The sequence below is a fragment of the Streptococcus sp. HMSC077F03 genome (genome assembly GCF_001812375.1).
Classification (GTDB): Bacteria; Bacillota; Bacilli; order Lactobacillales; family Streptococcaceae; genus Streptococcus; species Streptococcus oralis_S.
In genome coordinates this window covers 134,642-159,515 of sequence record NZ_KV808753.1, presented here as the reverse complement: position 1 = coordinate 159,515, position 24,874 = coordinate 134,642, and the positions used below count along the sequence as shown (strand labels likewise).

Here is a 24,874-nt window from a genome sequence, read left to right as displayed (position 1 = left end):
GGTTAAAGCTGGCTAATGATATCGTCAATGGTACGGGCAATCCAGTCAGGCTGATAGCTGAGTAAATCAGCTTCTTCTCCAAATCCCCAAGTAACAGCAAACTTTTTAATACCAGTTTCTTGGGCTCCAATCATATCAAACTTGGTATCCCCAATGATGAGGACTTGGTCTGCAGGGAGTTGATGCGTTTGCAAGGCGTAACGGATGACATCCGCCTTGTGTGGCGTTTCAGGACTAGAACCGTAAATGCCATCAAAGAAATGATGGATTCCCAGATTTTTAGTCATATCCTGGGCAGTCGGAGTATTCTTTGTTGTAGTGATATAGAGAGGGTAGTTTTGAGAGAGTTCTTGGAGCAATTCCGTCATTCGGGGGAAGAGTTGCGCTTCGTGGATTCCTTTTTTCTTGTAGTAAGAACGATAGATTTGAACAGCTTCCGAGATTTGTTCCTTGGGAAGACATGTTGCAAAACTACTTTCAAGGGGCGGTCCCATAAAACCACGAATGGTTTTGGCATCAGGGCTTGGAACTCCTAGCTCTTTAAAGGTATGGGTAAAGGCATTGTGGATCCCGAGGGAACTGTCAACCAGGGTTCCGTCTAGATCAAAAAAGATTGCTGAGATAGAGGGCATACTTTCTCCTAATAGATGAGTTTATTCGCCGAAGATTTCTTTTTGTAGGCGACGACCAGTAGGTGTGGCAGCGAGTCCACCCTCAGCCGTTTCACGAAAGGCAGTTGGGAGGCTGGATCCGACTTGGTACATGGCATCGATAACTTCATCGACAGGGATCTTAGATTCGATACCTGCCAAGGCCATATCAGCCGCGATAAAGGCAAAGCTGGCTCCCATGGCATTGCGCTTAACACAAGGAACTTCAACCAAACCAGCGACGGGGTCGCAGATGAGGCCCAGCATATTTTTAATGACAAAGGCGATGGCTTGACTAGCCTGATAGGGGCTTCCACCTGCGGCCAAGGTCAAGGCTGCGGCACTCATGGCAGAGGCAGAGCCGACTTCGGCCTGACAACCACCTTCAGCACCTGAGATAGAAGCGTTGTTTGCGATAACCAATCCAAAGGCACCCGCGGCAAAGAGGAAATCAAGTTGTTCTTCATGGCTAAGGTCTAATTTTTGGATAGCAGCAGTGAGAACAGCTGGCAAACAACCAGCGCTTCCTGCGGTTGGAGTGGCGCAGACCAAGCCCATTTTAGCGTTGTGTTCATTGACTGCGATGGCATTTCGGGCTGCTGATAGGATGGTAAAGTCTGACAAGGCCTTGCCACTTTTGAGATGGCGGTCTAGTTTGGCCGCATCTCCACCCGTTAAGCCGCTACGGGATTTATTTTCACTGAGGCCGAGCTCGACAGAGGCTTTCATGACTTCTAGATTGCGTTCCATGAGGAGGAGAACTTCTGGTCGTTCCCGACCGGTTAGTTGATATTCTGTTGCAATCATGAGTTCTGCGACATTTCCTTGGAAGTCTAGATCCGCCTGCTCGACCAATTCTTTGATAGAATAAAACATGTTTCCTCCTACTTAAAGAAATTGACATTGTGGAGATGAGGGATTTTTCGGATTTCTTCAATCGCCTCTTCGCAACTTCGACTATCGACTTCGATAATCATGATGGCTTTTTCTCCAGCTTTTTCCCGAGTCACATTCATCTGGGCGATATTGATATCGAAACGAGAGAGAGCTTCTGTGACATGGGCAATCATACCCGGAATATCCTGATGCACGATGATGATAGTCGGGGTATTCATGTTAAGAGAGATGGCAAAGCCATTGAGTTCCGTGACCTGGATATTTCCCCCACCGATGGAAATACCTGTCACACTAATGGACTTGTGTTCATTTTTCACAGTAATTTTAGTGGTATTAGGATGAGGAGCGTTGCTATCTTTCTGAATGGTCCAGACAATCTTAATACCACGTTTATGGGCAATCTCTAGGCTATTTGGAATGTCGGGATCGTCCGTATCCATACCTAATATACCAGCGACGAGAGCAAGGTCAGTTCCATGACCACGGTAGGTCTTGGCAAATGAGTTAAATAATTGGAATTCGACTTCTGTCGGCGTATCATCAAAGATGGAAGAGACGATTTTCCCGATGCGAACAGCTCCAGCAGTATGGCTACTTGATGGGCCAATCATAACTGGTCCGATAATGTCAAAGACAGATTGAAAACGAAGTGAGTGCATCTGTTTCCCCTTACAAAGATTCTTATATCTATTATATCAAAGAATGGACCTCTGCGCTTATTTCCCTTATCAAAAACTTAAAATGATTAAAGTTAGTATAAAATAAGGTCTTTTGTGACAAAAACCTCCTTAAAACGGTAAATATAAAACATTTTTGTAATATTTCTACATATAACCGTTAAACAACGGTAACATTTAAAAGGTATCATAGATATATCCAATGGAAGGAGAATTTTTAGATATGTCATTAACAACTAAAAAAATTAAAACAACTATCGCAGGAGTAGCAGCTTTGCTTGCTTTCTTTGCTCCATCACTTGCATCTGCCCAAGAAACTGTAACTTACACAGTTAAATCAGGTGATACTCTTTCAGAAATCGCTGAGAAGTACAACACAACTGTTGAAAAATTGGCAGCGAAAAACAACATCAAAGATATTCATCTTATCTATGTTGACCAAGTTTTGGTTATCGAAGGAACAGCTTCAACTGTAGCTCCAGCAGCAACAACGGAAGAAACAGCTCCAGTAGCTACAGAAACAGTTGAAGAAGCTCCAGCAGCAACAACAACTTATGAAGCCCCAGCTGCACCTGCAACTCCAGCAGCTCCAGCAGCAGAAAGCAACACTGCAGCAGCTTCTACTGTAAGTGGTTCTGAAGCAGAAGCTAAAGAATGGATCGCTCAAAAAGAATCAGGTGGTAGCTACACTGCTACAAACGGACGTTACATCGGACGTTACCAATTGACAGATTCATACTTGAACGGTGATTACTCAGCTGAAAACCAAGAACGTGTAGCAGATGCCTACGTTGCAGGACGTTACGGTTCATGGACAGCTGCCAAGAACTTCTGGCTTAACAACGGTTGGTATTAAGAATAAAAGAGTCCTTTAGGGCTCTTTTTTTGTTTGTCTATAACAAAAAGTGTAAGGATCTTCTCAGCAATGCTCTATTTGTATAATTTCGACAAAATTCTTCAAATTGTTTTAAAACTAAAATAGTATAAATAAGCTTATTATATGTAAAAATACATCATATAATAAGCTTTTTCTTGATTTAAATGAAATAAAATACAGTTTTTTCTTGACAAACGAGAACGAGAAGAGTATTATTTATACAATAATAAAGTATAAAAATAAAAGGAGGCTCTTCTATGAATAAAGTGAAGAAGGTGTTGATGACGATGTTTGGTTTGCTTATGTTTCCCTTATTATTTGCTTGTAGTAACACTCAATACCAAGGTGTTGAAGCCATTAAGGCTAAAGGAAAATTGGTGGTGGCCCTAAATCCAGAGTTTGCTCCATTCGAATACCAGAAATTGGTTGATGGGAAAAATCAGATTGTAGGTTCAGATGTTGAGCTAGCCAAAGCCATCGCAAAGGAACTTGGTGTAGAAGTGGAGTTCTCTCCAATGAGTTTTGACAATGTACTGGCTAGTCTTGATTCAGGTAAGGCCGATCTTGCCATATCAGGTGTTTCCAAAACGGAGGAGAGAAGTCAAGTTTACGATTTTTCGATTCCCTACTACACTTCGAAAAATAAGGTTATCGTAAGAAAATCTGAATTAACGAATTACCAATCTGTGAAGGATTTGGCTCAGAAAAAGGTTGGAGCGCAGAAAGGTTCTATCCAGGAAACTTTGGCCAAAGAAACCTTGCAGAATTCTTCTCTCGTTTCACTTCCTAAAAATGGGAATTTGATAACAGATTTGAAATCAGGGCAACTAGATGCGGTTATCTTTGAGGAACCAGTGGCGAAAGGATTTGTAGAGAATAATCCAGACCTAGCCATCGCTGAGTTTGATTTTGACAATGACAAGGAAGATTCCTACGCTGTTGCGATGAAAAAAGACAGTAAGGAATTGAAAGAAGCGGTTGACAAAACCATCCAGAAATTGAAGGATTCTGGGGAGTTGGACAAATTGATTGACGATGCTTTTAAAGCCTCTATCGAAAAATAGAAAGAAGGAAGAGAAATGAGTAAGGAAAAGGTCATTTTAGCCTATTCAGGTGGATTGGATACATCAGTTGCTATTACATGGTTAAAAAAAGACTATGATGTGATCGCTGTTTGTATGGATGTGGGGGAAGGAAAAGATTTGGAGTTCATCCACGATAAAGCTCTCAAGGTTGGGGCTGTAGAGTCTTATGTCATTGATGTTAAGGAAGAATTTGCTAATGACTATGTATTAGTGGCCCTTCAGGCACATGCCTACTACGAACAGAAGTATCCCTTGGTATCTGCTCTGAGTCGCCCTCTTATTTCAAAAAAACTCGTTGAAATAGCTCATCAGACGGGGGCAACCACAATTGCACATGGTTGTACAGGTAAGGGAAACGACCAAGTTCGGTTTGAAGTCTCTATTGCAGCTTTGGATCCCAATTTAAAAGTAGTTGCGCCTGTTCGTGAGTGGAAATGGTCTCGTGAAGAAGAAATCCAATATGCCAAAGAAAACGGTGTTCCAGTTCCTGCTGACCTTGACAATCCTTACTCTGTCGATCAAAATCTTTGGGGACGTGCAAATGAATGTGGTGTTTTGGAAAACCCTTGGAACCAAGCACCAGAAGAAGCATTTGGAATCACATCTTCGCCAGAAGAGGCACCAGACAGTCCAGAATTTATTGACATTGAGTTTAGCTGCGGGGTGCCCATCTCCCTCAATGGAGAAAAGATGAAAGTGGTGGCTTTGATTCAAAAGCTCAATGAAATTGCGGGCAAACACGGTGTTGGTCGTATTGACCATGTGGAAAATCGCCTAGTCGGTATTAAGTCAAGAGAGATTTATGAGTGCCCAGGTGCTGTGACTTTATTGGCAGCTCATAAGGAGATTGAAGACTTGACTCTTGTGAGAGAAGTGGCTCATTTCAAACCTATTATCGAAAATGAGTTGTCCAATCTCATCTATAATGCCTTGTGGTTTAGCCCAGCAACTCAGGCTTTGATTGCCTATATCAAGGAGACACAGAAAGTTGTCAATGGAACTGCAAAAGTTAAACTTTATAAGGGGAACGCTCAGGTAGTGGCTCGGAAATCTCCAAATTCTCTTTACGATGAAAATTTGGCGACTTATACCAGTGCGGATACTTTTGACCAAGATGCGGCTGTTGGATTTATCAAGCTTTGGGGGCTTCCGACTAAGGTTTATTCAGAAGTTCAGAAAAATGTTGAGTAGTGATGCGATAGAAAGGGACGACGGGATATGCCGAAAAATACAAAATTATGGGGTGGTCGATTTGAAGGCACTGTGGAAGATTGGGTAGAGCAGTTCGGTGCGAGTATTTCCTTTGATCATCAGCTGGCAAAATTTGATTTGATGGGTTCCCTAGCTCATGTTCAAATGCTAGGACAGACTGGCATTTTAAGCTTGGAAGAGGCAGAGCAGATCCAAGATGGTCTGCAAGCTTTGTTGCGAGATTTAGAGGCAGGGGAGCTTCATTTTGATATTGCAAATGAAGATATTCATATGAATATGGAAGTGTTGCTGACAGAAAAAATCGGTCCTCTGGCTGGGAAATTGCACACGGCTCGTTCTCGGAATGACCAAGTCGCAACGGATATGCACTTATATCTAAAGGAGCAGCTTGGCCATGTTTTGGATAAGTTGGCGAATCTGAACAGTGTTTTGCTGGATTTGGCTGAAAAACATGTGGAAACCATCATGCCAGGCTATACTCATTTGCAGCACGCCCAACCGATTAGCTTTGCCCACCATCTCATGGCTTATTACAATATGTTTCAAAGGGACAGCGAACGCTTTGCATTTAACATGAAACATACGGACCTATCTCCCCTGGGTGCGGCAGCCTTGGCGGGGACAACTTTTCCAATCAATCGTCAATTATCGAGTGATTTACTGGGCTTCCAACAACCCTATACCAATTCCTTGGACGCAGTGAGTGACCGTGATTTTATCTTAGAATTTCTGTCAAATGCCAGCATTTTGATGATGCATATGAGCCGTTTTTGTGAAGAAATCATCAATTGGTGCAGTTTTGAGTATCAGTACATTAGCTTGTCTGATAGCTTTTCAACGGGTTCGTCTATCATGCCCCAGAAGAAAAATCCTGATATGGCCGAATTGATTCGAGGGAAGACAGGACGGGTTTACGGGCACTTGCTTGGACTATTGACCGTCATGAAATCTTTGCCTCTGGCCTACAATAAGGATTTGCAAGAGGACAAGGAAGGCATGTTTGATACAGTAGAAACGATTTTGAATTCTCTGGATGTGCTGGCAGGTATGCTATCGAGCATGCAGGTTAATCAGGCCAAAATGCAGCAATCCACAGAGAATGATTTTTCGAATGCGACCGAACTGGCAGACTATTTGGCAGAAAAAGGTCTTCCCTTTAGAGAAGCGCATGAAATAGTGGGGAAATTGGTTCTAGACTCTATCAAGCATGGTAAAAACATCCAAGATTGGGATTTGGAGGAGTTGCAAGTCTACCATCCCTTGATTGAAGAGGATATTTATATCTACTTGCGCCCAGAAACCGCTGTTCAGAGACGGAATTCCTTAGGAGGAACCGGCTTTGAGCAAGTGAAATACCAGATAGAACAAGCGAAGAAAGAACTTAAAGGGGAAAATTGATTCGTTTGCAAAGGAAGAAAGAGAGGTTGAGGTGATTTATCAACCTCTTTCTTGTCTTCTCTAACCAAGCGTGTTATAATGAATACTGCTCAAGCGACCTTCAATCGTTGAAGCACACACGACCTTCAATCGTGAATAAACGAATAGATGGGAGACTTACCATGAGTGATAACTCTAAAACACGTGTTGTTGTAGGGATGAGTGGTGGTGTTGATTCGTCGGTGACGGCTCTCTTTCTCAAGGAGCAGGGCTACGATGTGATCGGTATCTTCATGAAGAACTGGGATGACACAGACGAAAACGGCGTCTGTACGGCGACCGAAGATTACAAGGATGTGGCTGCAGTGGCAGACCAGATCGGCATTCCTTACTACTCTGTCAATTTTGAAAAAGAGTACTGGGACCGCGTTTTTGAGTATTTCCTAGCGGAATACCGTGCAGGGCGCACGCCAAATCCAGACGTTATGTGTAACAAGGAAATCAAGTTCAAGGCCTTTTTGGATTATGCTATGACCTTGGGTGCAGACTATGTAGCGACTGGGCATTATGCTCGAGTGGCGCGTGATGAGGATGGCATCGTTCACATGCTTCGTGGCGTGGACAATGGCAAGGACCAGACCTATTTCCTCAGTCAACTTTCGCAAGAACAACTTCAAAAAACCATGTTCCCATTGGGACATTTGGAAAAGCCTGAAGTTCGCAGACTCGCAGAAGAAGCAGGACTTGCGACTGCTAAGAAGAAAGACTCGACAGGGATTTGCTTTATCGGAGAAAAGAACTTTAAAAACTTTCTCAGTAACTATCTGCCAGCTCAGCCTGGTCGCATGATGACTGTGGATGGTCGCGATATGGGTGAGCATGCCGGCCTTATGTACTATACGATTGGTCAGCGTGGCGGACTCGGTATCGGTGGCCAACACGGTGGTGACAATGCCCCTTGGTTCGTTGTCGGAAAAGACCTGAGCAAGAATATCCTCTATGTCGGCCAAGGTTTCTACCATGATTCGCTTATGTCAACCAGCCTAGAAGCCAGTCAAGTTCATTTTACTCGTGAGATGCCAGAGGAATTTACGCTAGAATGTACGGCTAAATTCCGCTACCGTCAGCCTGATTCTAAGGTGACAGTACATGTCAAAGGAGATAAGGCAGAGGTCATCTTTGCGGAACCGCAACGCGCCATCACACCAGGACAGGCAGTTGTCTTTTACGATGGCGATGAGTGTCTCGGTGGCGGTTTGATTGACAATGCCTACCGCGATGGACAGGTTTGTCAGTACATTTAAGATTTTCTAAGAGGAAAGAGAATGTTTCAGTTTTTTAAGAAAAAAACGGCTAAAAAAGAGCAAACAATGAGCCTCTCTGACTATAAGAAAGAGTATTTGAGAGAGAAAACGACAGAGTCAATTGAAGCCTTGTTCAAGGAATTGAAACAAGCTAAAGTCTGGGTCCCCTTCAATCCGAATCTTCTGGATGAGAGTGATGAACAAGAAGGGGTACGACTAAAACCGGATATTCTGCGAAAGGGAGACGACTACTTCTATCCTTGTTTCTTAACTGAACAAGATATTCCCAGGGACTATTATGACCGTTTTTCCTGGTTGCAATTACCTCTTACGGACTGTTTATCTGTTGCGGAAGAGATAGGGGAGTTTCCGGTGAGAGGGATTGTTCTGGATGCCTTCTCTGACCCAGTCGAGATTGACAAAGGAGCTTTTGAAGCGATTCGCCAATTATAGTACATTTAGATTGACAAATTTTCTCAATTTGCTACAATAATAAAAGCAATAGAAATGATGGTCAAAGCTCATGGATGTTGCAGGCTTTTTTGTCCTGCACTTCTTTGGAGTTTTGACTGTTTTTGTGTCGTTTAAGGGAAAGGACAAAAATGACTCAACAAGACTTTCGGACAACAGTGGGAGACACGGTCTTTGGTGTTCGGGCGGCAGCCTTGATTCTCCAAAATGGCAAGCTCCTAGTTACTAAAGACAAGGGTAAATATTACACTATCGGCGGTGCGATTCAAGTCAATGAAAGCACGGAAGACGCGGTAGTCCGTGAAGTGAAGGAAGAACTAGGTGTCAAAGCTCAAGCTGGGCAGCTAGCTTTCGTGGTTGAAAATCGTTTTGAACAGGACGGTGTTTCCTATCACAACATCGAGTTTCATTACCTGGTGAATTTGCTTGAAGAAGCTCCATTGACCATGCAGGAAGATGTGAAAAGGCAACCTTGTGAGTGGATTGATTTGGATCAGCTCCAGAATATCCAGCTAGTTCCAGCCTTTTTAAAAACAGCCCTACCAGAATGGAACGGCCAACTAAAACACATTCATCTTGAGGAATAGGAGAGAAAATGATGGTTAAGCTTATTGCCCATGTACTTGTTCATAGTGGTGGTGATTATTTGCTCATTCAGCGTTCGGAAATTAAAAGAGGAGAACCCAACGTTTATCCAACTTACTGGGATATTCCTGGTGGCGGGGTTGAAAAGGGTGAACTTCCGCGAGATGGTGCTCTTAGAGAATGCATTGAAGAAGCGGGAGTTAGGCTAGATAGCAGTTCGCTCAAACTTCTTCACGAAGATAGTCAACTGGATACCTCTAAGGATACGGTTTTTACTCGCTTAGTTTATAAAGCAGAGTGGATTGGGGAGAAGCCAATTATCAGATTAGATCCTGAAGAGCATACACACTTTAAATGGGTTACTATGGATCAAGCTCTAGAGGAGGAGAAGTTAGTTCCTTATTTGCGAGAAATTTTTGAAAGGTTAAGAAATGACTTATAATTTTACGGAAGAATACGATATTATTGTAATTGGTGCGGGGCACGCGGGGGTAGAAGCATCTCTAGCAGCCAGCCGTATGGGCTGTAAGGTCTTGCTTGCGACCATCAACATTGAAATGCTGGCTTTCATGCCTTGTAACCCTTCAATCGGTGGTTCTGCCAAGGGGATTGTCGTGCGTGAAGTCGATGCCCTCGGTGGCGAGATGGCCAAAACCATTGACAAGACTTACATCCAGATGAAGATGCTCAATACTGGGAAAGGTCCAGCTGTCCGTGCCCTTCGTGCGCAAGCTGACAAGGAGCTTTACTCTAAGGAGATGCGCAAGACAGTTGAAAATCAAGAAAATCTCACCCTTCGTCAAACCATGATTGATGAAATTTTGGTGGAAGATGGCAAGGTTGTCGGTGTGCGTACAGCTACCCATCAAGAGTATGGAGCAAAAGCGGTTATTGTAACCACAGGAACAGCCCTCCGTGGGGAAATCATCATCGGAGACCTCAAGTACTCATCAGGTCCTAATCACAGTCTTGCTTCTATTAACCTAGCTGATAATCTCAAGGAATTGGGCCTCGAAATCGGTCGTTTCAAGACAGGAACCCCTCCACGTGTCAAGGCTTCCTCTATCAACTACGATGTGACAGAGATTCAGCCAGGAGATGAAGCACCAAATCACTTCTCATATACTTCACGTGATGAGGACTATGTCAAGGATCAAGTGCCATGCTGGTTGACCTATACCAATGGTACCAGTCATGAAATTATCCAAAATAACCTCCATCGTGCGCCTATGTTTACAGGTGTGGTCAAGGGAGTGGGACCTCGTTACTGTCCGTCAATTGAGGACAAGATTGTGCGCTTTGCGGACAAGGAACGCCACCAACTTTTCCTTGAGCCAGAAGGGCGCAATACAGAGGAAGTTTATGTTCAAGGTCTATCAACCAGTCTGCCAGAGGATGTACAGCGTGACTTGGTTCATTCTATCAAAGGTCTGGAAAATGCAGAGATGATGCGAACAGGTTATGCCATTGAGTACGACATGGTCTTGCCACACCAGTTGCGTGCGACTTTGGAAACCAAGAAAATCTCAGGACTCTTTACTGCTGGTCAGACAAATGGAACGTCAGGTTACGAAGAAGCTGCTGGCCAAGGGATTATCGCTGGTATCAATGCGGCTCTAAAAATCCAAGGCAAGCCAGAGTTGATTTTGAAGCGAAGCGACGGTTATATCGGGGTGATGATTGATGACTTGGTGACCAAGGGAACTATTGAACCCTATCGTCTCTTGACCAGTCGTGCTGAATACCGTCTCATCCTCCGTCATGACAATGCCGATATGCGTTTGACAGAGATGGGGCGCAAGATTGGCCTTGTTGATGATGAACGCTGGGCTCGTTTTGAAATCAAGAAAAATCAATTTGACAATGAAATGAAGCGTTTAGACAGCATCAAACTCAAGCCAGTCAAGGAAACCAATGCCAAGGTTGAGGAGATGGGCTTCAAACCATTGACTGATGCGGTGACAGCAAAGGAATTCCTTCGTCGCCCAGAAGTGTCTTACCAAGATGTGGTGACCTTTATCGGACCTGCTGCAGAGGACTTGGATGACAAGATTATCGAATTGATTGAAACAGAAATCAAGTACGAAGGCTACATTTCCAAAGCCATGGATCAGGTTGCCAAGATGAAACGCATGGAAGAAAAACGCATTCCAGCCAATATCGACTGGGATGATATTGACTCGATTGCGACAGAAGCCCGTCAGAAGTTCAAACTCATCAATCCAGAAACCATCGGCCAAGCTAGCCGTATTTCGGGAGTAAATCCAGCAGATATTTCTATTTTGATGGTGTATCTTGAAGGTAAAAATCGTAGTATTTCTAAAACTCTTCAAAAATCAAAATGATACGTCGTCGGCTTCGGCTCACCTAACTTAAGTTATGCTTTCGCCTAGCCTTCTAGTCTGATTTCGATTTTTATTGAGTTTCAATCTCAAAAGAAAGCATAGAAAAAACAGCTCCGAAGACGGGGCTGTTTTGTTGATTTATTATTCTTCATCTGGTGTGAGGATCATAGGGATAATGATCGGTTCACGTTCTGTATTTTCATAGAGGAAGGGGCGAATGGCGTTGACAATGGCACCATTGACAGATTGCACGCTAGCATCTTTGTTCTTCAGCGCGATACGAATTGCATTGAAGAGGATGCGCTGGCTTTGGCGAATCAAGTCTCCAGATTCTCTCATGTAGACAAAGCCTCGGCTGAGGATATCAGGCCCAGACAAGATCATTTTAGACTTGAAGTCAACAGTTGCGACTGCTAGAACGACACCATCTTCAGATAGATCTCTACGGTCTTTGAGGACAGCAGCGCCGATTTCACCGATACGATTTCCATCGACATAGATATCTTGGGCATTGAAGTGACCTGCGATACGAGCTGAGTTAGCAGTAAGGGCAAGCACATCACCATTGCTCATGATAAAGATATTGTCCTTCTCGACACCCGTATCCACCGCTAGTCCAGCATGGACTTTCTGCATACGGTATTCACCGTGGACAGGCATGAAGTATTTGGGCTTGATCAAACGGAGCATGAGTTTTTGCTCTTGCTGACCACCGTGTCCAGAGGTGTGGATATTGTTAATCTTACCGTGGATGACTTCGACACCAGCTTCAGAAATGATGTTAATCAACTTGTTGACGCTAGTAGTATTTCCAGGGATTGGGCTTGAAGAGAAGATAACGGTATCGCCGGGTTGGAGTTGCACTTGACGGTGGGTTCCGTTAGCGATACGAGAGAGGGCTGCCATTGGCTCGCCTTGACTACCTGTACAGAGGATCAGAACCTCGCCTGCAGGGTAGTCTTTGATTTCATTTGGCTCGATAAAGGTTCCCTTAGGAGCTTTGATGTAGCCAAGCTCGATCCCGTTGACAATGGCCTTTTCCATCGAACGTCCAAAGACCGCAATCTTTCGTCCAGTCTTAACAGCAGCATCTGTTGCTTGCTGGAGACGGAAGATATTTGAGGCAAAGGATGCAAAGATGATGCGTCCTTCGATACCTTGGATAATCTTCATGATGGACTGACCAACGACTTTTTCAGAGTTGGTAAAGGTTGGGACTTCTGCATTCGTCGAGTCAGAGAGGAGGCAGAGTACGCCTTCTTCACCAAGGGCTGCCATACGGTGCAAGTCTGCAGGTTCCCCAACTGGAGTAAAGTCAAACTTAAAGTCACCCGTACAGACGATTTTTCCTTGCGGGGTATGAATGACAATTCCCAAAGGCTCTGGAATAGAGTGAGTGGTTCTAAAGAAAGTCGCCTTGAGATTTTTAAAGGTCAACTCAGTGTTGTGGTTGATTTCGTATAGTTTGGCGTTGCGTAAGAGACCATGTTCTTCGAGTTTTCCACGGATCAAAGCCAGGGCAAGCGGTCCAGCGTAGATAGGGACATTTGCTTGCTTGAGCAGGAAAGGAATCCCACCGATGTGATCCTCGTGTCCGTGTGTGATCAAGACAGCCTTGACGCGGTCGATATTGTCTACGATGTAAGAGTAATCAGGAATGACATAGTCGATACCCAGCAAGTCATCTTCTGGGAATTTAATCCCAGCATCGACGATGATAATCTCGTCTTGGTATTCAATTCCGTATGTGTTTTTTCCGATTTCTCCCAGACCACCGATGGCAAAAACGCCGACTTCTTCAGGTTTAAGAGTGTAGGCCATATTAGAACTCCGTAATCTCGAAAGCGCCAGTTTCTTTTTCGTAATCTAGCAATTTGTCAGACAAGAGTTCAATAAATTCGATGTTGTACTCTGGGCGGTTTTCTTCGACAAGTTGGCGAGCAGCGATACGGCCCTCAAGTTCTGAGTTGGCATCGATGTCTAGGTAAAGTGAGCGTGTTGTTTCACGACGTGGGCTACGTTCTTTTGTTTCTTGATAAAAAACTTTGTAAATCATATAGTTCCTTTCTATTTACAGGTCAGTTTGTTCCAAACTTTTAGCAGATATTTGCTTGATTTCATTCCATTTTGTGTCTAGATTGACCTTGATTTGTTACAATTATTTCAATTATACCACAAAATGAAAAATTAGTAAAAGACGGAAATGGAGAAAGTCGGGAGGGTAAGAAGGAGCAAAAATACAGGTAGGATTTGGTCGGAGAGCGCTTAGGTGTTATAATTAAAGGGGGAATCTATGGAGATAGTAGATTTAAGGAAGAATATAGTTCTAGTTTCATTAATCGTTGGTGTAGATGGTTGGGGCAGAATGATATCTTTGAAAAAAGAAAAAGCTCTTGAGAAATCTCAAGAGCAAATAAAAAGGCTGAGACAAAACTCGGGGATTTTCCTGGAGCAGTCCAGATGGCAGCACCTCTACCTGAAGCGAATGCATCGCAACCTTTGAATGACTTGTCACCAAATCAAACTCGATCTCAGCCTTTACTTAATTCTATCATCTATGAGGCTAAGAAGTCAATCTATAAGTATAACGATGTAGAAATAGCATGGAGTGGAGCGCTTACTAAAAGGTAAAGACAAGCACTTAATTTAAGAGTAAGCAAAAAGAGAGGACCAATGGTAGTCAGGGGTCTTTACAGCTCAAAGCTGAGGGCAGTCCCACACCCGTACCAGAAGTTGGTACCTTTGAACGCTCTGTTACCAGTCGCCCTACGTTATCCTCTCAATATTTATATTTTACTATAACTTACTGAGGGAATCAACTTTAAAAGCATCAAAAAGCTCCTGACCGAAGTCAAGAGCCATCTAACACTGGGGGCGAATTGTTCAATCGCAATTTCAGTAGAAACCAAAGTTTCAGGGATAGCACTGCAACCCGAAGAGTCAACGACTCAACCTGATTTTCCTACCAATGTTGAATTACATTTTAACATTGATAGACCAACATTGTCAACAGTTTAAATAAAAAAGGAATACCAGAAGGAGGATTAAGAATGTTTAGTTTGTTTGAATTTGCAGTAGGGGTTCGCCTCTTGATGTTTGTAGTCTTTGTAGCTTGTGTCTATGGGGGGAATGCCCTGTTTGTGCATCTGGAACACCGCAAAACAAAGTTCCTTTGGAAGCTTGCTTTTGTGACGCTCTATTCAATTTTTCTTCTCCTGGTCACCTATGTTGTCTGGTTCGTTTTCTACTTTGGTTTAAATGCCTAAAGTCAATTATTCATCTAAATATACAGAAAATCCACCTCGTCTTGATAGATGGGATGGACTTTTTCTATTTTTAGGTGCTATCTTTATTGTTATGACGATGATTTCTCAAATCGAAAATCGAGTTGAAACATAAATGCATGATCCAAATTTTTTACAAAGAACCTTTCAATTTCCTTGTTCACTTTTCTATTCAAAAAAGATATAACTTTTTTAAATTTTTTGTGTAGAATTGCTTGTCTAAGTGGCAGGCCTCTTTTGTTTCAAAACAAAGAAAATTCCCATGCGCTGGCTTTTGTAGTATAATAGTAAACAGACAAAAAGATAGGAATGTGTTATGAAAGTATTAGCTTTTGATACGTCCAGCAAGGCTCTTTCTCTAGCCATTTTAGAGGACAAGCAGGTTCTTGCCGAGACGACGATTAATATTAAGAAGAATCACAGTATTACCCTCATGCCTGCCATAGATTTTTTGATGGCCAGTCTGGATTGGACACCTAAGGATTTGGATCGAATCGTGGTGGCTGAAGGCCCAGGTAGCTACACAGGCTTACGAATTGCGGTAGCAACTGCCAAGACCTTGGCTCATACCCTGAACATTGAGTTAATTGGTATGTCGAGTCTTTTGTCTCTGGTACCGCGCCAACAAGAAGGCTTACTTGTTCCCCTGATGGATGCGCGTCGCAACAATGTTTATGCAGGATTTTATGAAAATGCCAAACCTGTCATGCCAGAAGCACACTTGTCCTTTGCGGAAGTGCTAGAAAAAGTCACGGATGCTGAACAGGTGACCTTTGTTGGAGAAGTTGGCCCCTTTGTGGAGCAGATCCAAGAACAGCTACCACAAGCTAGTTACCAGGAAACCTTGCCAAATGCAGCTAATCTAGCTCTTTGGGCATGGGACAAGAAAGCAGACTCCTTGCACGATTTTGTACCAAACTATCTCAAGCGTGTAGAAGCTGAGGAAAACTGGCTCAAGAACCATACCGAGTCTGGTGAGTCTTACATTAAACGCCTATGATAGAAATCAAACGAATCCAACAGCGACCTGCCCTAGCTCAAGCCATCTACGCTGTCATGGCAGCTGTTTACCCAGTCAGTCCTTGGACCCTGGAACAAATCCAAGCAGACCTGTCTCAAGACCAGACATGGTATGCTGTGGCTTATGATGGGGCAGAAGTGATTGGCTTTCTAGCTGTTCAGGAGAATCTCTTTGAGGCAGAAGTCTTGCAAATCGCTGTCAAAAAAGCCTATCAGGGGCAGAAAATCGCGACAGCCTTGTTTGACTTTTTGCCTGCCGACAAAGAAATTTTCCTCGAAGTCAGAAAGTCAAACCAACGAGCGCAAGCATTTTACAAGAAAGAAAAGATGGCGGTCATCGCTGAGCGAAAGGCCTACTACCATGACCCAGTCGAGGACGCCATCATCATGAAGAGAGAAATAGATGAAGGATAGATACATTTTAGCATTTGAGACATCCTGTGATGAGACCAGTGTCGCCGTACTGAAAAACGATGATGAGCTCTTGTCCAATGTCATTGCTAGTCAAATTGAGAGTCACAAACGCTTTGGGGGCGTAGTGCCAGAAGTGGCCAGTCGTCACCATGTCGAGGTTATTACAGCCTGTATCGAGGAAGCACTGGCAGAAGCAGGAATTACCGAAGATGACGTAACAGCCGTTGCCGTTACTTATGGACCGGGCTTGGTTGGAGCCTTACTAGTTGGTTTATCAGCTGCTAAGGCCTTTGCTTGGGCACATGGACTTCCGCTGATTCCCGTTAATCACATGGCTGGTCACCTCATGGCAGCTCAGAGTGTGGAGCCTTTGGAGTTTCCTTTGTTGGCACTCTTGGTCAGCGGAGGACACACCGAGTTGGTCTATGTTTCCGAGGCTGGTGATTATAAAATTGTTGGGGAGACACGAGACGATGCGGTTGGTGAGGCCTATGATAAGGTTGGCCGTGTCATGGACTTGACCTATCCAGCAGGTCGCGAGATTGATGAGCTAGCTCATCAGGGACAGGATATTTATGACTTTCCTCGTGCTATGATTAAGGAAGATAACCTGGAGTTTTCATTCTCAGGTCTCAAGTCTGCCTTTATCAATCTTCACCACAATGCTGAGCAAAAGGGAGAGAGCTTGTCCAAGGAAGATCTGTCAGCTTCCTTTCAAGCAGCAGTCATGGATATTCTTATGGCAAAAACCAAGAAAGCCTTAGAAAAATACCCTGTTAAAACCCTAGTCGTAGCCGGTGGCGTGGCAGCTAATAAAGGTCTCAGAGAACGCCTAGCAACCGAAATCACAGATGTCAAGGTCATCATCCCACCCCTACGCCTTTGCGGAGACAATGCAGGTATGATTGCCTATGCCAGCGTCAGCGAGTGGAATAAAGAAAACTTTGCAGGCTTGGATCTCAATGCCAAACCGAGTCTCGCCTTTGATACCATAGAATAAAGAGTCAGCTTGAAGCTGGCTTTTTTACTCCAGAAAGTGTCAGAATATTTTGACAAATCTGTAAAAATGATGATATAATATGTAAAAATTAGGAGGTGGTCAGATGATTGAGAGAATGGAATTGGGAGAGTTTTACAAGGAACTGCGCCTGGCGAGAAAACTCAAGCAGTCAGATGTGGCTTGTGATGGGCTGACAGCATCCCAGCTATCCAAGTTTGAACTGGGACAGTCTATGCTGTCTGCAGATAAACTGATACTAGCTATCCAAGGGATAAATGTGACCTTCGATGAGTTTGGACACAAGCTTAATAATTATCAGGAATCCCCACACATGCGATTTGGACGAAAGGTTGTAGATCGTTTTGCCCATCAAGATATAGCTGGCTTAGAGAAACTATTAGAGGAAGTCGAGCAGGAACAGATGGCGCAGACCTATCGTCGTTTGAATGCTATTGTGATCAAAGATGCTATCCATTCCTTGGATAAAAACTATCCGCTAGAAGAAGAGGATAGTGAGTTTTTGACTAGCTACCTCTATGCTATCGAGTCTTGGACCTGGTTTGAACTCTATATTTTTTGCAATACCATGCCCTTCTTGAGCAACCAAGATCTAATCTTTTTATCAACCTCTTTACTTGAAAAATCAAAGGAATTTAAAGAGTTAGTACACAATCGATTGTATATGAAACAAGGGCTGTTAAATATCATCTCAGAGCTCATGGAGCGCAAACTTTTTTCTTATATCCCAATCTTTGAAGCCGAGCTGGAGAGTATGCTCCGTCCATACGATGTTTTTGAGAAATTATTGTGGCAGTTTTTAAAGAAGATGAGCATTTTCCTTCAAACTAAGGGAAGCAATCAAAAAGAGATTGAACACTTTATCCAATCTCTGCAAATATTAGAAAATCCCCAATTAATAGCCCTTTTTGAACTACGCTTACAGCAATATAAAGAACTTATCGATTAATCCACTATCGCAAATGAGAGATTTCTATGAGAAAAAATGTCAAATATGCGATTTACTAAAATGTGGTGATTTCCGTGTTATACTATCCTTATTTCATAGTATAGGAGAAAATAGAATGAAAAAGATAATCTCACGCTACTACTTTTTTATAGCCGTTTTACTTGTCATTGCTGACCAGTTCTTTATTCGTCTGGTCTTACACAGCGACCTTGCTGCTGGTCTATCTGACTTTGCCTATTATTTGTCGGATATGCTGTTGAATTTTCTTGTGGTTTTGCTTGCTATTATTGTTATGATTTGGTCGGGAAAATGGCAGAAAATTAACAGTCGAAAATTTAGAGGTTCCTATCTTTTTTATTCCTTTTTAGCTCTTCTTGCTTTTGTTATTTGGAATTTCGTCACATTTTATCTTTTCCCATCTACCAAAAATGAAATTGCTTATCAACTGGATGTCCCTACTTTTACGGGAGCAACGGCATTTTTGATGTATTTTTTCTATCCTGTGATTGCAGGTCCCATTTTTGAAGAGATGATTTATCGTGGATTGGTGATGACCGCTCTGGAAAAAGGAAAGAAGTGGGGACTGGATGTGCTTGGTTCAGCTGCTTTGTTTGGAATCTTGCACATTAGTAACCACGGTTGGGTCTTGACAGACTTTTTCGTATATATGGGTGGCGGTCTCATATTTGCAGTCTTATTTAGAGTGACAAAGTCCATTTATTGGCCTATTGGACTGCACATAGTCTACAATGGCATTGGTCAAATTTTACCGTTGCTGTAATTTTAGGTGCTCAGCAATATCGGTCTATCCTTGGGAAGAACTTCCCATTTGAATTCAAAAAGGAGTTGCGATGAAAGTATTTATTCAAAATAGAGATTTTAGGCAATTAACCATCAACCAGTGGATTTCGACGGTTGGGGATACGATTTTTTATCTTGCTTTTTTGAATTATGTAGCAGACGCTTCGTTTGCCCCCTTGGCAATTTTACTCATTACGATTTCAGAGACTGTTCCTCAAGTTCTGCAAATCTTTATGGGAGTTTTGGCTGACTTTCAACATCATCGTGTTCTAAAGTATACGCTTATTAGTTTTGTCAAATTTGTACTTTATTCTATAGTTGCACTTTCGCTTTCAGGGCAGTCCTTTTCCTTATGGCTTGTATTCTTTATTTGTTTGATGAACCTCTTGTCGGATACATTGAGTTACTTTTCAGGAGCCATGCTAACTCCTATTTTTATAAGAATCATTGGGAAAGAACATCTGACAGAAGCTATTGGCTTTAAACAATCAACAGTTAGTTTAGTTCGGACAATCAGTAATATTCTAGGAGGGGTTTTACTAGGAATTCTTTCCATTCAGTTCATTTCCTTGCTAAACGCTCTGACGTTTCTGATAGCATTTGTAGGTATTCTTCTCATAAAAAATGATCTTTTGAAAGTTGAAAAAACAATTAGCTATCAAGAAGGTCTTTCTATAAAATCGTTTTGCCAGCATTTGTTCCAATCATCGAAATTGATCTGGAATATGGATAGAGTGATCTTCATTTTGTTTATCGTCTCTATCAGCCAAGCTGTGATCAATGTCACTGTTCCTATTTCGACTCTTTTTTTAAGAAACCAACCGTTTTTGAATTTACAAACTGGTCAATCGCTCGCTTTGTTATCAACGCTAGAATTGTTAGCACTTATTGTTGGAAGTCTTGTAAGTGGCTATCTGAAAAATACGATTTCTATAAAAACAGCTCTATACGCTTCGGTCGTCATCCAGTTACTCCTTCTAGTAGGATTTGCCACAGTTCATTTTGGTTTGATTCTGCTTTTCAGCTCCTTGGATGCCTTCATCGCAGGGTTACTCTCTCCTAGATTGCAAGAACTCGTCTTTAAACAAATACCTGAGGAGTCAATGGGAGCGGTTCAATCCTCTATTGGTGCTATTACGGTTGTCTTACCAAGTCTATTCACAATCGTTTTCGTAACGATTGCTACAAGTTTTGGGACCTTAGCGGTCAGCTTTATTCTATTGCTATTACTCCTAACCGCATTTGTCATGCTCTTGAATATTCGTGAGAGCATTTAGTAGGGAACTTTGATTTAATTTCGATAAGACTGGCTTCCCAGTCTTTTTCTTATTATGGCGGTTTGTCACTTACCCTTCACAGCATCCGACTCTATCAAAGTTTGTCAATCATAGAGTTTTTTAGTATAGTAGAAATATGAAATTTACAAAAATAATCAGTGGTTTGCTTGCTCTTGGAGTGATAATCTTATTTATAAAATCTTACCAAAATTTTAAAAATTTGGAATTTCCTAGTACGCAGTTAGTCATGTTTAAATCGCTTTCGTTTTATATGTCTGTAGAATCTTTTGAAAATACATTTGTAGTAGCTGACAAAGTCGTGGAAGAGGAGGAAATGGCCTATCGTGATACTTGGCGTGCAGAAGACCCGTATTTCTATAAAACAGGTCGCCTTTTCTACTATTACGAAAATATGAGATGGGAAGGCTATACTATCCGCGCAGATTTTACATTTTCAAAATGGCATACCTTGGAAGAAGCGAGGGCTTCTTTTCCTGTTGCTTCAAAAATGGAACAGAAAGAACTACTTGGCAAACTATCGCAGGCTATAAAAACAGAAATTGAATCTTTACCGGACTATCAGTCTATGACAGTTGAAATGGTAGGACTAGATCAAGATTCTTATCAATATAAAGTCAAATTACAAGGGCAAACGGAGGATCTCTGGGTCGAGGTTTATTCGACAGAACTTGGATATCATGAAAAGCCTGAAGATAAGGAGTATGGGGTTGGGATTAGTCAATATCGGAGGCATGCATCGTAATCCTTTCCTTCTATACCATAGAATAAAGAGTCAGTTAATTGTTGACTTTTTTATCTTGGACAAATGCCCGAGTTTTTTAGTATAGTAGAAATATGAAATTTACAAAAATAATGAGTATGGCACTTGCTCTAGTGGTATTGTTGCTGTCTTTAATGGTTTTTCGGATGTTTCAAAAGACGCAATTGGTCATGTTTGAATCCGTTTCGTTCGGTATGTCTCCTAAATCCTTTGAAGAAGTATTGGGAAATGCTAGCGAGGTGGAGGAAGAAGAGGAAACAGCTTATCGTGATACTTGGCGTGCAGAAGATCCGTATTTCTATAAAACAGGTCGCCTTTTCTATCACTATGAGCAGATTACTTTGAAAGGCTATACTGGTCGAGCAACCTTTACATTTTCAAAATCGCATCACTTGGAAACAGTAGCGGCTTATTTTCCCGTTACCTCAAAAGCTGAGCAGCAAGCATTGCTCAATAACTTATCCCAGACTATAAAAAAAGAAATTGAAGCTCTTCCAGATTACCAGTCCAGGACAACTGATACAGTAGGCCTCTATGATGACGGTTATCGCTACAAGGTCAAGTTAAAAGGACAACAGTGGGAACTCTGGATCGATGTCTATCCAACAGAAAATAAATATGCTACAGACACAGAAACCGATAAGTATACTATCCGAGTGGATCAATTTCTCATGTATCCATGATGCTTCCTCTTCAGCACTTTTTGCTGGCAATAGGTTTCGAATCCGAAACTTTTTTCTCTTCTTTGAATATGTTATAATAGTCCGTGCTGTGGCTGTGATGACGAACAGTCGCAATTGGAGAGAATATGAGGAGAAGGATGAAAGAAAAAGGATTTTGGGAAGGTGTACAGGCAGCCATGCCGACTGCCCTTGGCTATGTCAGCATTGGTCTGGCTTGTGGGATTATTGGCGCGCCCTATGTGACACCTGTTGAGATGGGCTTGATGAGCCTCTTTGTTTATGCTGGGAGTGCCCAGTTTGCCATGTTGGCATTGATTGCGGTTCAAGCGCCTGTTGCGGCCATTGCCATGACGGTCTTTTTGATCAACTTGCGACTCTTTTTGCTGAGCTTACATGCGTCGACCTATTTCCGTCATACTAGTCTCTGGCAAAACATCGGTATGTCTAGCCTCTTGACTGATGAGACCTATGGAGTTTTGATGGGCGAATTAGCCCATACAGACAAAGTCCATCCTATGTGGATGCACGGGAACAATCTCAATAGTTATGTAGCCTGGTTTATTGGGACAGTGGCGGGGACAGCTTTAGGTGGCCTTCTTCCAAATCCTGAAGTCTTTGGCTTAGACTTTGCCCTTGTTGGGATGTTTATCGGGATTTTTACTTCGCAATTTCAGATTATGCAAAGACGGGTTCCTGTACTGAATCTGCTGCGGATCCTAGCCGTTGTTGCGGTGTCTTTCTTTTTGCTCTTGACAGTAGTGTCTCAGTCGCTAGCTGTTTTGTTTGCGACCTTGCTAGGTTGTACCATGGGGGTGGTCTTAGATGGTCAGTAAGTATATTTTAATGGCAATCCTCTTTTCTGGATTGGTGACTTGGATTCCCCGTATGATTCCCTTCATCTTGGTTAAGTACAAGGGATTGCCAGCTATCGTTGAGCGGTTTTTGAAGTTCTTGCCTGTTTCCATTATCTTTGCCTTGATCCTTTCAAGCGTAGTGACTGGCAAGGTTGGGAGCCTTCCTCAGATCAAATGGCTGAACTTCTTGGCAGTTTTTCCAACGGCTTGGGTAGCCTTTCGCTACCGCAATCTAGTAGGTACGGTTCTTTTTGGGGTAGTCTTGATTGCAGTCTTGCGTCTGGTCTTTTAAATCAGCCATAAAAAAAAACTATCACAGAGATAGATATCATATAATGGCGTAAATTCCTTTTTTCTGTTAAGATAATAAAGTATTCTATTTTGGAGGAAATGACATGAAAAAAATCGTCAAATATTCATCTCTTGCTGCTCTAGGGCTTGTAGCCGCAGGTGTATTGGTAGCTTGCTCAGGCGGTGAAAAGAAAGATGCTGCATCTGGTGAAGCAACATCTAGTAAAAAAGAAATTATCGTTGTAACCAATGCTACACCAAAACCATTCAACTATGAAGAAAATGGCGAATTGACTGGTTACGAGATTGAAGTGGTTCGCGCTATCTTTAAAGATTCTGACAAGTATACTGTCAAGTTTGAGAAGACAGAGTGGTCAGGTGTTTTTGCAGGACTTGATGCTGATCGTTACCAAATGGCTGTTAGCAACATCAGCTACACTAAAGAACGTGCTGAAAAATACCTTTATGCAGCTCCAACTGCTAAAAACCCTAACGTTCTTGTAGTGAAAAAAGATGACTCTAGCATCAAATCGTTTGATGATATCGGTGGAAAATCAACAGAAGTTGTTCAAGGAACAACATCTGCTAAACAGCTAGAAGACTACAACAAACAACACTCAGATAACCCAACTATCCTTAACTACGTTAAAGGGGACTTCCAACAAATCATGGTACGTTTGAGTGATGGCCGATTTGACTACAAGATTTTTGATAAAATCGGTGTAGAGACAGTCATCAAGGACCAAGGTTTGGATAACTTGAAAGTTATCGAACTTCCAAGCGACCAACAACCTTACGTATACCCACTTCTTGCCAAAGGTCAAGATGAGTTGAAGGCATTTGTAGACAAACGAATCCAAGAACTCTACAAAGACGGAACTCTTGAAAAATTGTCTAAACAGTTCTTCGGAGATACTTACCTTCCAGCAGAAGCTGATATTAAATAGTCATATGAAATCATCCGGTCTGAGAAAGGCGGATGATTTCTCAATTTTCAGGTATATAGTTTCAAACTATATGTCTGCCTATCTAATAACAATTTGCTAAATCAAATAAAGTATGAGATACTATTACGGTATTATTTTTAAAGGAGATAGAATCATGAAAATTAAAAAATGGCTCGGTGTAGCAGCTCTTGCTACAGTCGCAGGTTTGACTCTTGCAGCTTGCGGAAATTCAGAAAAGAAAGCAGACAACGAAACAGTTGTCAAAATTGCAACAGTTAACCGTAGCGGTTCTGAAGAAGCGCGTTGGGATAAAATCCAAGAATTGGTTGAAAAAGATGGAATTAAATTGGAATTCACAGAGTTCACAGACTATTCACAACCAAACAAGGCAACTGCTGATGGCGAAGTAGACTTGAATGCTTTCCAACACTACAACTTCTTGAACAACTGGAACAAAGAAAACGGGAAAGACCTTGTAGCGATTGCAGATACCTACATCTCACCAATCCGCCTTTACTCAGGTAAAAATGGGGAAGAAAACAAGTACACCAAAGTGGAAGAAATCCCAGATAACGGTGAAATCGCCGTACCAAACGATGCAACAAACGAAAGCCGTGCGCTTTACTTGCTTCAATCAGCTGGTTTGATCAAATTGGATGTTTCTGGAACTGCACTTGCAACAGTTGCGAACATTACAGAAAATCCAAAGAACTTGAAGATTACTGAATTGGACGCTAGCCAAACAGCTCGTTCATTGTCATCAGTTGATGCTGCCGTTGTAAACAATACCTTCGTTACAGAAGCAAAATTGGACTACAAGAAAGCACTCTTTAAAGAACAAGCTGATGAAAACTCAAAACAATGGTACAACATCATTGTTGCGAAAAAAGATTGGGAATCATCACCTAAGGCTGATGCCATCAAGAAAATTATCGCAGCTTACCACACTGATGAAGTGAAAAAAGTTATCGAAGAAACATCAGACGGTTTGGACCAACCAGTTTGGTAATAAGACACAGGGAGGTGGGAGAGAGTTTCCACCTCTTGCTTTTGTATAGAGAGTTGATTTTAAAGA

At 42.3% G+C, this 24,874-nt stretch carries 28 protein-coding genes; 23 read left to right on the top strand and 5 right to left on the bottom strand.

Annotated elements, in window-relative coordinates:
- Positions 1-2 precede the first annotated feature (2 nt).
- From HMPREF2853_RS01730 to sdaAB, 3 genes are read right to left on the bottom strand one after another with little or no spacing between them, the layout of a single operon-like run.
- Entirely contained in the window at positions 3-632 is a 630-nt protein-coding gene (locus HMPREF2853_RS01730) for an HAD-IA family hydrolase (RefSeq protein WP_001139323.1), read from the bottom strand.
- 21 nt (positions 633-653) lie between these two features.
- On the bottom strand, positions 654-1,526 hold the full coding sequence (sdaAA, locus tag HMPREF2853_RS01725; RefSeq protein WP_000500029.1) for an L-serine ammonia-lyase, iron-sulfur-dependent, subunit alpha: 873 nt from the start codon (positions 1,524-1,526) through the stop codon (positions 654-656).
- 8 nt (positions 1,527-1,534) lie between these two features.
- Positions 1,535-2,206, bottom strand: a complete 672-nt coding sequence (gene sdaAB, locus HMPREF2853_RS01720) for an L-serine ammonia-lyase, iron-sulfur-dependent subunit beta (protein ID WP_000555867.1) — start codon at positions 2,204-2,206, stop codon at positions 1,535-1,537.
- A 241-nt stretch (positions 2,207-2,447) separates the two neighbouring features.
- On the opposite strand from sdaAB, the gene HMPREF2853_RS01715 reads away from it, so the two are divergent.
- The 9 genes from HMPREF2853_RS01715 (at position 2,448) to mnmG (ending at position 11,480) form a co-directional block, all read left to right on the top strand.
- Positions 2,448-3,080: an aggregation-promoting factor gene (locus HMPREF2853_RS01715; RefSeq protein ID WP_049519245.1), complete on the top strand. Its 633-nt coding sequence runs from the start codon at positions 2,448-2,450 to the stop codon at positions 3,078-3,080.
- A 278-nt stretch (positions 3,081-3,358) separates the two neighbouring features.
- A complete protein-coding gene (locus HMPREF2853_RS01710) occupies positions 3,359-4,165 on the top strand; it encodes an ABC transporter substrate-binding protein (protein WP_049550177.1) in 807 nt (268 codons plus the stop codon).
- A gap of 15 nt (positions 4,166-4,180) precedes the next feature.
- Positions 4,181-5,377 (top strand): argininosuccinate synthase, encoded by a 1,197-nt coding sequence (locus tag HMPREF2853_RS01705; RefSeq protein WP_049550178.1) that lies wholly within the window; start codon positions 4,181-4,183, stop codon positions 5,375-5,377.
- A gap of 27 nt (positions 5,378-5,404) precedes the next feature.
- Positions 5,405-6,796, top strand: a complete 1,392-nt coding sequence (gene argH / locus HMPREF2853_RS01700; protein ID WP_049550179.1) for an argininosuccinate lyase — start codon at positions 5,405-5,407, stop codon at positions 6,794-6,796.
- Between the two features lie 161 nt (positions 6,797-6,957).
- Entirely contained in the window at positions 6,958-8,079 is a 1,122-nt protein-coding gene (gene mnmA / locus HMPREF2853_RS01695; RefSeq protein WP_049478958.1) for a tRNA 2-thiouridine(34) synthase MnmA, read from the top strand.
- 21 nt (positions 8,080-8,100) lie between these two features.
- Positions 8,101-8,532 carry an SseB family protein gene (locus HMPREF2853_RS01690; RefSeq protein ID WP_000485110.1) on the top strand — a complete coding sequence of 144 codons (432 nt, stop codon included), beginning with the start codon at positions 8,101-8,103 and terminating at the stop codon, positions 8,530-8,532.
- Positions 8,533-8,681: 149 nt separating this feature from the next.
- Entirely contained in the window at positions 8,682-9,137 is a 456-nt protein-coding gene (locus tag HMPREF2853_RS01685) for an NUDIX hydrolase (RefSeq protein ID WP_000193660.1), read from the top strand.
- Between the two features lie 8 nt (positions 9,138-9,145).
- Positions 9,146-9,577 carry an NUDIX hydrolase gene (locus HMPREF2853_RS01680; protein ID WP_000989470.1) on the top strand — a complete coding sequence of 144 codons (432 nt, stop codon included), beginning with the start codon at positions 9,146-9,148 and terminating at the stop codon, positions 9,575-9,577.
- The gene (mnmG, locus tag HMPREF2853_RS01675) at positions 9,567-11,480 is read left to right on the top strand and encodes a tRNA uridine-5-carboxymethylaminomethyl(34) synthesis enzyme MnmG (RefSeq protein ID WP_070534649.1); all 1,914 of its coding nucleotides are present in this window, start codon (positions 9,567-9,569) and stop codon (positions 11,478-11,480) included. Before HMPREF2853_RS01680 ends, mnmG begins: the two co-directional genes overlap by 11 nt.
- Before the next feature lie 141 nt (positions 11,481-11,621).
- Here mnmG and rnjA read toward each other — a convergent pair whose 3' ends face one another.
- Positions 11,622-13,301: a ribonuclease J1 gene (gene rnjA / locus HMPREF2853_RS01670; protein WP_000331970.1), complete on the bottom strand. Its 1,680-nt coding sequence runs from the start codon at positions 13,299-13,301 to the stop codon at positions 11,622-11,624.
- Position 13,302: 1 nt separating this feature from the next.
- A complete protein-coding gene (locus tag HMPREF2853_RS01665) occupies positions 13,303-13,536 on the bottom strand; it encodes a DNA-dependent RNA polymerase subunit epsilon (protein ID WP_000639581.1) in 234 nt (77 codons plus the stop codon).
- 237 nt (positions 13,537-13,773) lie between these two features.
- On the opposite strand from HMPREF2853_RS01665, the gene HMPREF2853_RS01660 reads away from it, so the two are divergent.
- The 14 genes from HMPREF2853_RS01660 to HMPREF2853_RS01595 all read left to right on the top strand — a co-directional run bounded on the left by HMPREF2853_RS01660 (position 13,774) and on the right by HMPREF2853_RS01595 (position 24,808).
- Positions 13,774-13,983 (top strand): hypothetical protein, encoded by a 210-nt coding sequence (locus tag HMPREF2853_RS01660; protein ID WP_070534647.1) that lies wholly within the window; start codon positions 13,774-13,776, stop codon positions 13,981-13,983.
- A gap of 547 nt (positions 13,984-14,530) precedes the next feature.
- The gene (locus HMPREF2853_RS01655) at positions 14,531-14,746 is read left to right on the top strand and encodes a hypothetical protein (protein ID WP_000492028.1); all 216 of its coding nucleotides are present in this window, start codon (positions 14,531-14,533) and stop codon (positions 14,744-14,746) included.
- A gap of 334 nt (positions 14,747-15,080) precedes the next feature.
- Positions 15,081-15,764, top strand: a complete 684-nt coding sequence (tsaB, locus tag HMPREF2853_RS01650; protein ID WP_000865687.1) for a tRNA (adenosine(37)-N6)-threonylcarbamoyltransferase complex dimerization subunit type 1 TsaB — start codon at positions 15,081-15,083, stop codon at positions 15,762-15,764.
- Positions 15,761-16,198: a ribosomal protein S18-alanine N-acetyltransferase gene (gene rimI / locus HMPREF2853_RS01645; protein ID WP_000569849.1), complete on the top strand. Its 438-nt coding sequence runs from the start codon at positions 15,761-15,763 to the stop codon at positions 16,196-16,198. Before tsaB ends, rimI begins: the two co-directional genes overlap by 4 nt.
- Positions 16,188-17,198, top strand: a complete 1,011-nt coding sequence (gene tsaD, locus HMPREF2853_RS01640) for a tRNA (adenosine(37)-N6)-threonylcarbamoyltransferase complex transferase subunit TsaD (protein WP_000655029.1) — start codon at positions 16,188-16,190, stop codon at positions 17,196-17,198. The genes rimI and tsaD overlap by 11 nt, the downstream gene beginning before the upstream one ends.
- A 103-nt stretch (positions 17,199-17,301) precedes the next feature.
- On the top strand, positions 17,302-18,165 hold the full coding sequence (locus tag HMPREF2853_RS01635) for an XRE/MutR family transcriptional regulator (RefSeq protein WP_000572849.1): 864 nt from the start codon (positions 17,302-17,304) through the stop codon (positions 18,163-18,165).
- A gap of 115 nt (positions 18,166-18,280) precedes the next feature.
- Positions 18,281-18,946, top strand: coding sequence for a CPBP family intramembrane glutamic endopeptidase (locus tag HMPREF2853_RS01630; RefSeq protein ID WP_000720891.1), 666 nt, complete (start codon positions 18,281-18,283; stop codon positions 18,944-18,946).
- A 70-nt stretch (positions 18,947-19,016) separates the two neighbouring features.
- The gene (locus tag HMPREF2853_RS01625) at positions 19,017-20,243 is read left to right on the top strand and encodes an MFS transporter (RefSeq protein ID WP_000862370.1); all 1,227 of its coding nucleotides are present in this window, start codon (positions 19,017-19,019) and stop codon (positions 20,241-20,243) included.
- A 136-nt stretch (positions 20,244-20,379) separates the two neighbouring features.
- Positions 20,380-21,006, top strand: coding sequence for a hypothetical protein (locus tag HMPREF2853_RS01620; RefSeq protein WP_000673206.1), 627 nt, complete (start codon positions 20,380-20,382; stop codon positions 21,004-21,006).
- A 92-nt stretch (positions 21,007-21,098) separates the two neighbouring features.
- Positions 21,099-21,707, top strand: coding sequence for a hypothetical protein (locus HMPREF2853_RS01615; protein ID WP_002880912.1), 609 nt, complete (start codon positions 21,099-21,101; stop codon positions 21,705-21,707).
- A gap of 137 nt (positions 21,708-21,844) precedes the next feature.
- Entirely contained in the window at positions 21,845-22,540 is a 696-nt protein-coding gene (locus HMPREF2853_RS01610; RefSeq protein WP_083306869.1) for an AzlC family ABC transporter permease, read from the top strand.
- Entirely contained in the window at positions 22,530-22,853 is a 324-nt protein-coding gene (locus HMPREF2853_RS01605) for an AzlD domain-containing protein (RefSeq protein ID WP_070534645.1), read from the top strand. The genes HMPREF2853_RS01610 and HMPREF2853_RS01605 overlap by 11 nt, the downstream gene beginning before the upstream one ends.
- Before the next feature lie 103 nt (positions 22,854-22,956).
- Entirely contained in the window at positions 22,957-23,799 is an 843-nt protein-coding gene (locus HMPREF2853_RS01600; protein ID WP_070534642.1) for an amino acid ABC transporter substrate-binding protein, read from the top strand.
- 154 nt (positions 23,800-23,953) lie between these two features.
- Positions 23,954-24,808, top strand: a complete 855-nt coding sequence (locus tag HMPREF2853_RS01595) for a MetQ/NlpA family ABC transporter substrate-binding protein (RefSeq protein WP_000694533.1) — start codon at positions 23,954-23,956, stop codon at positions 24,806-24,808.
- The last annotated feature ends 66 nt before the right edge of the window (positions 24,809-24,874 follow it).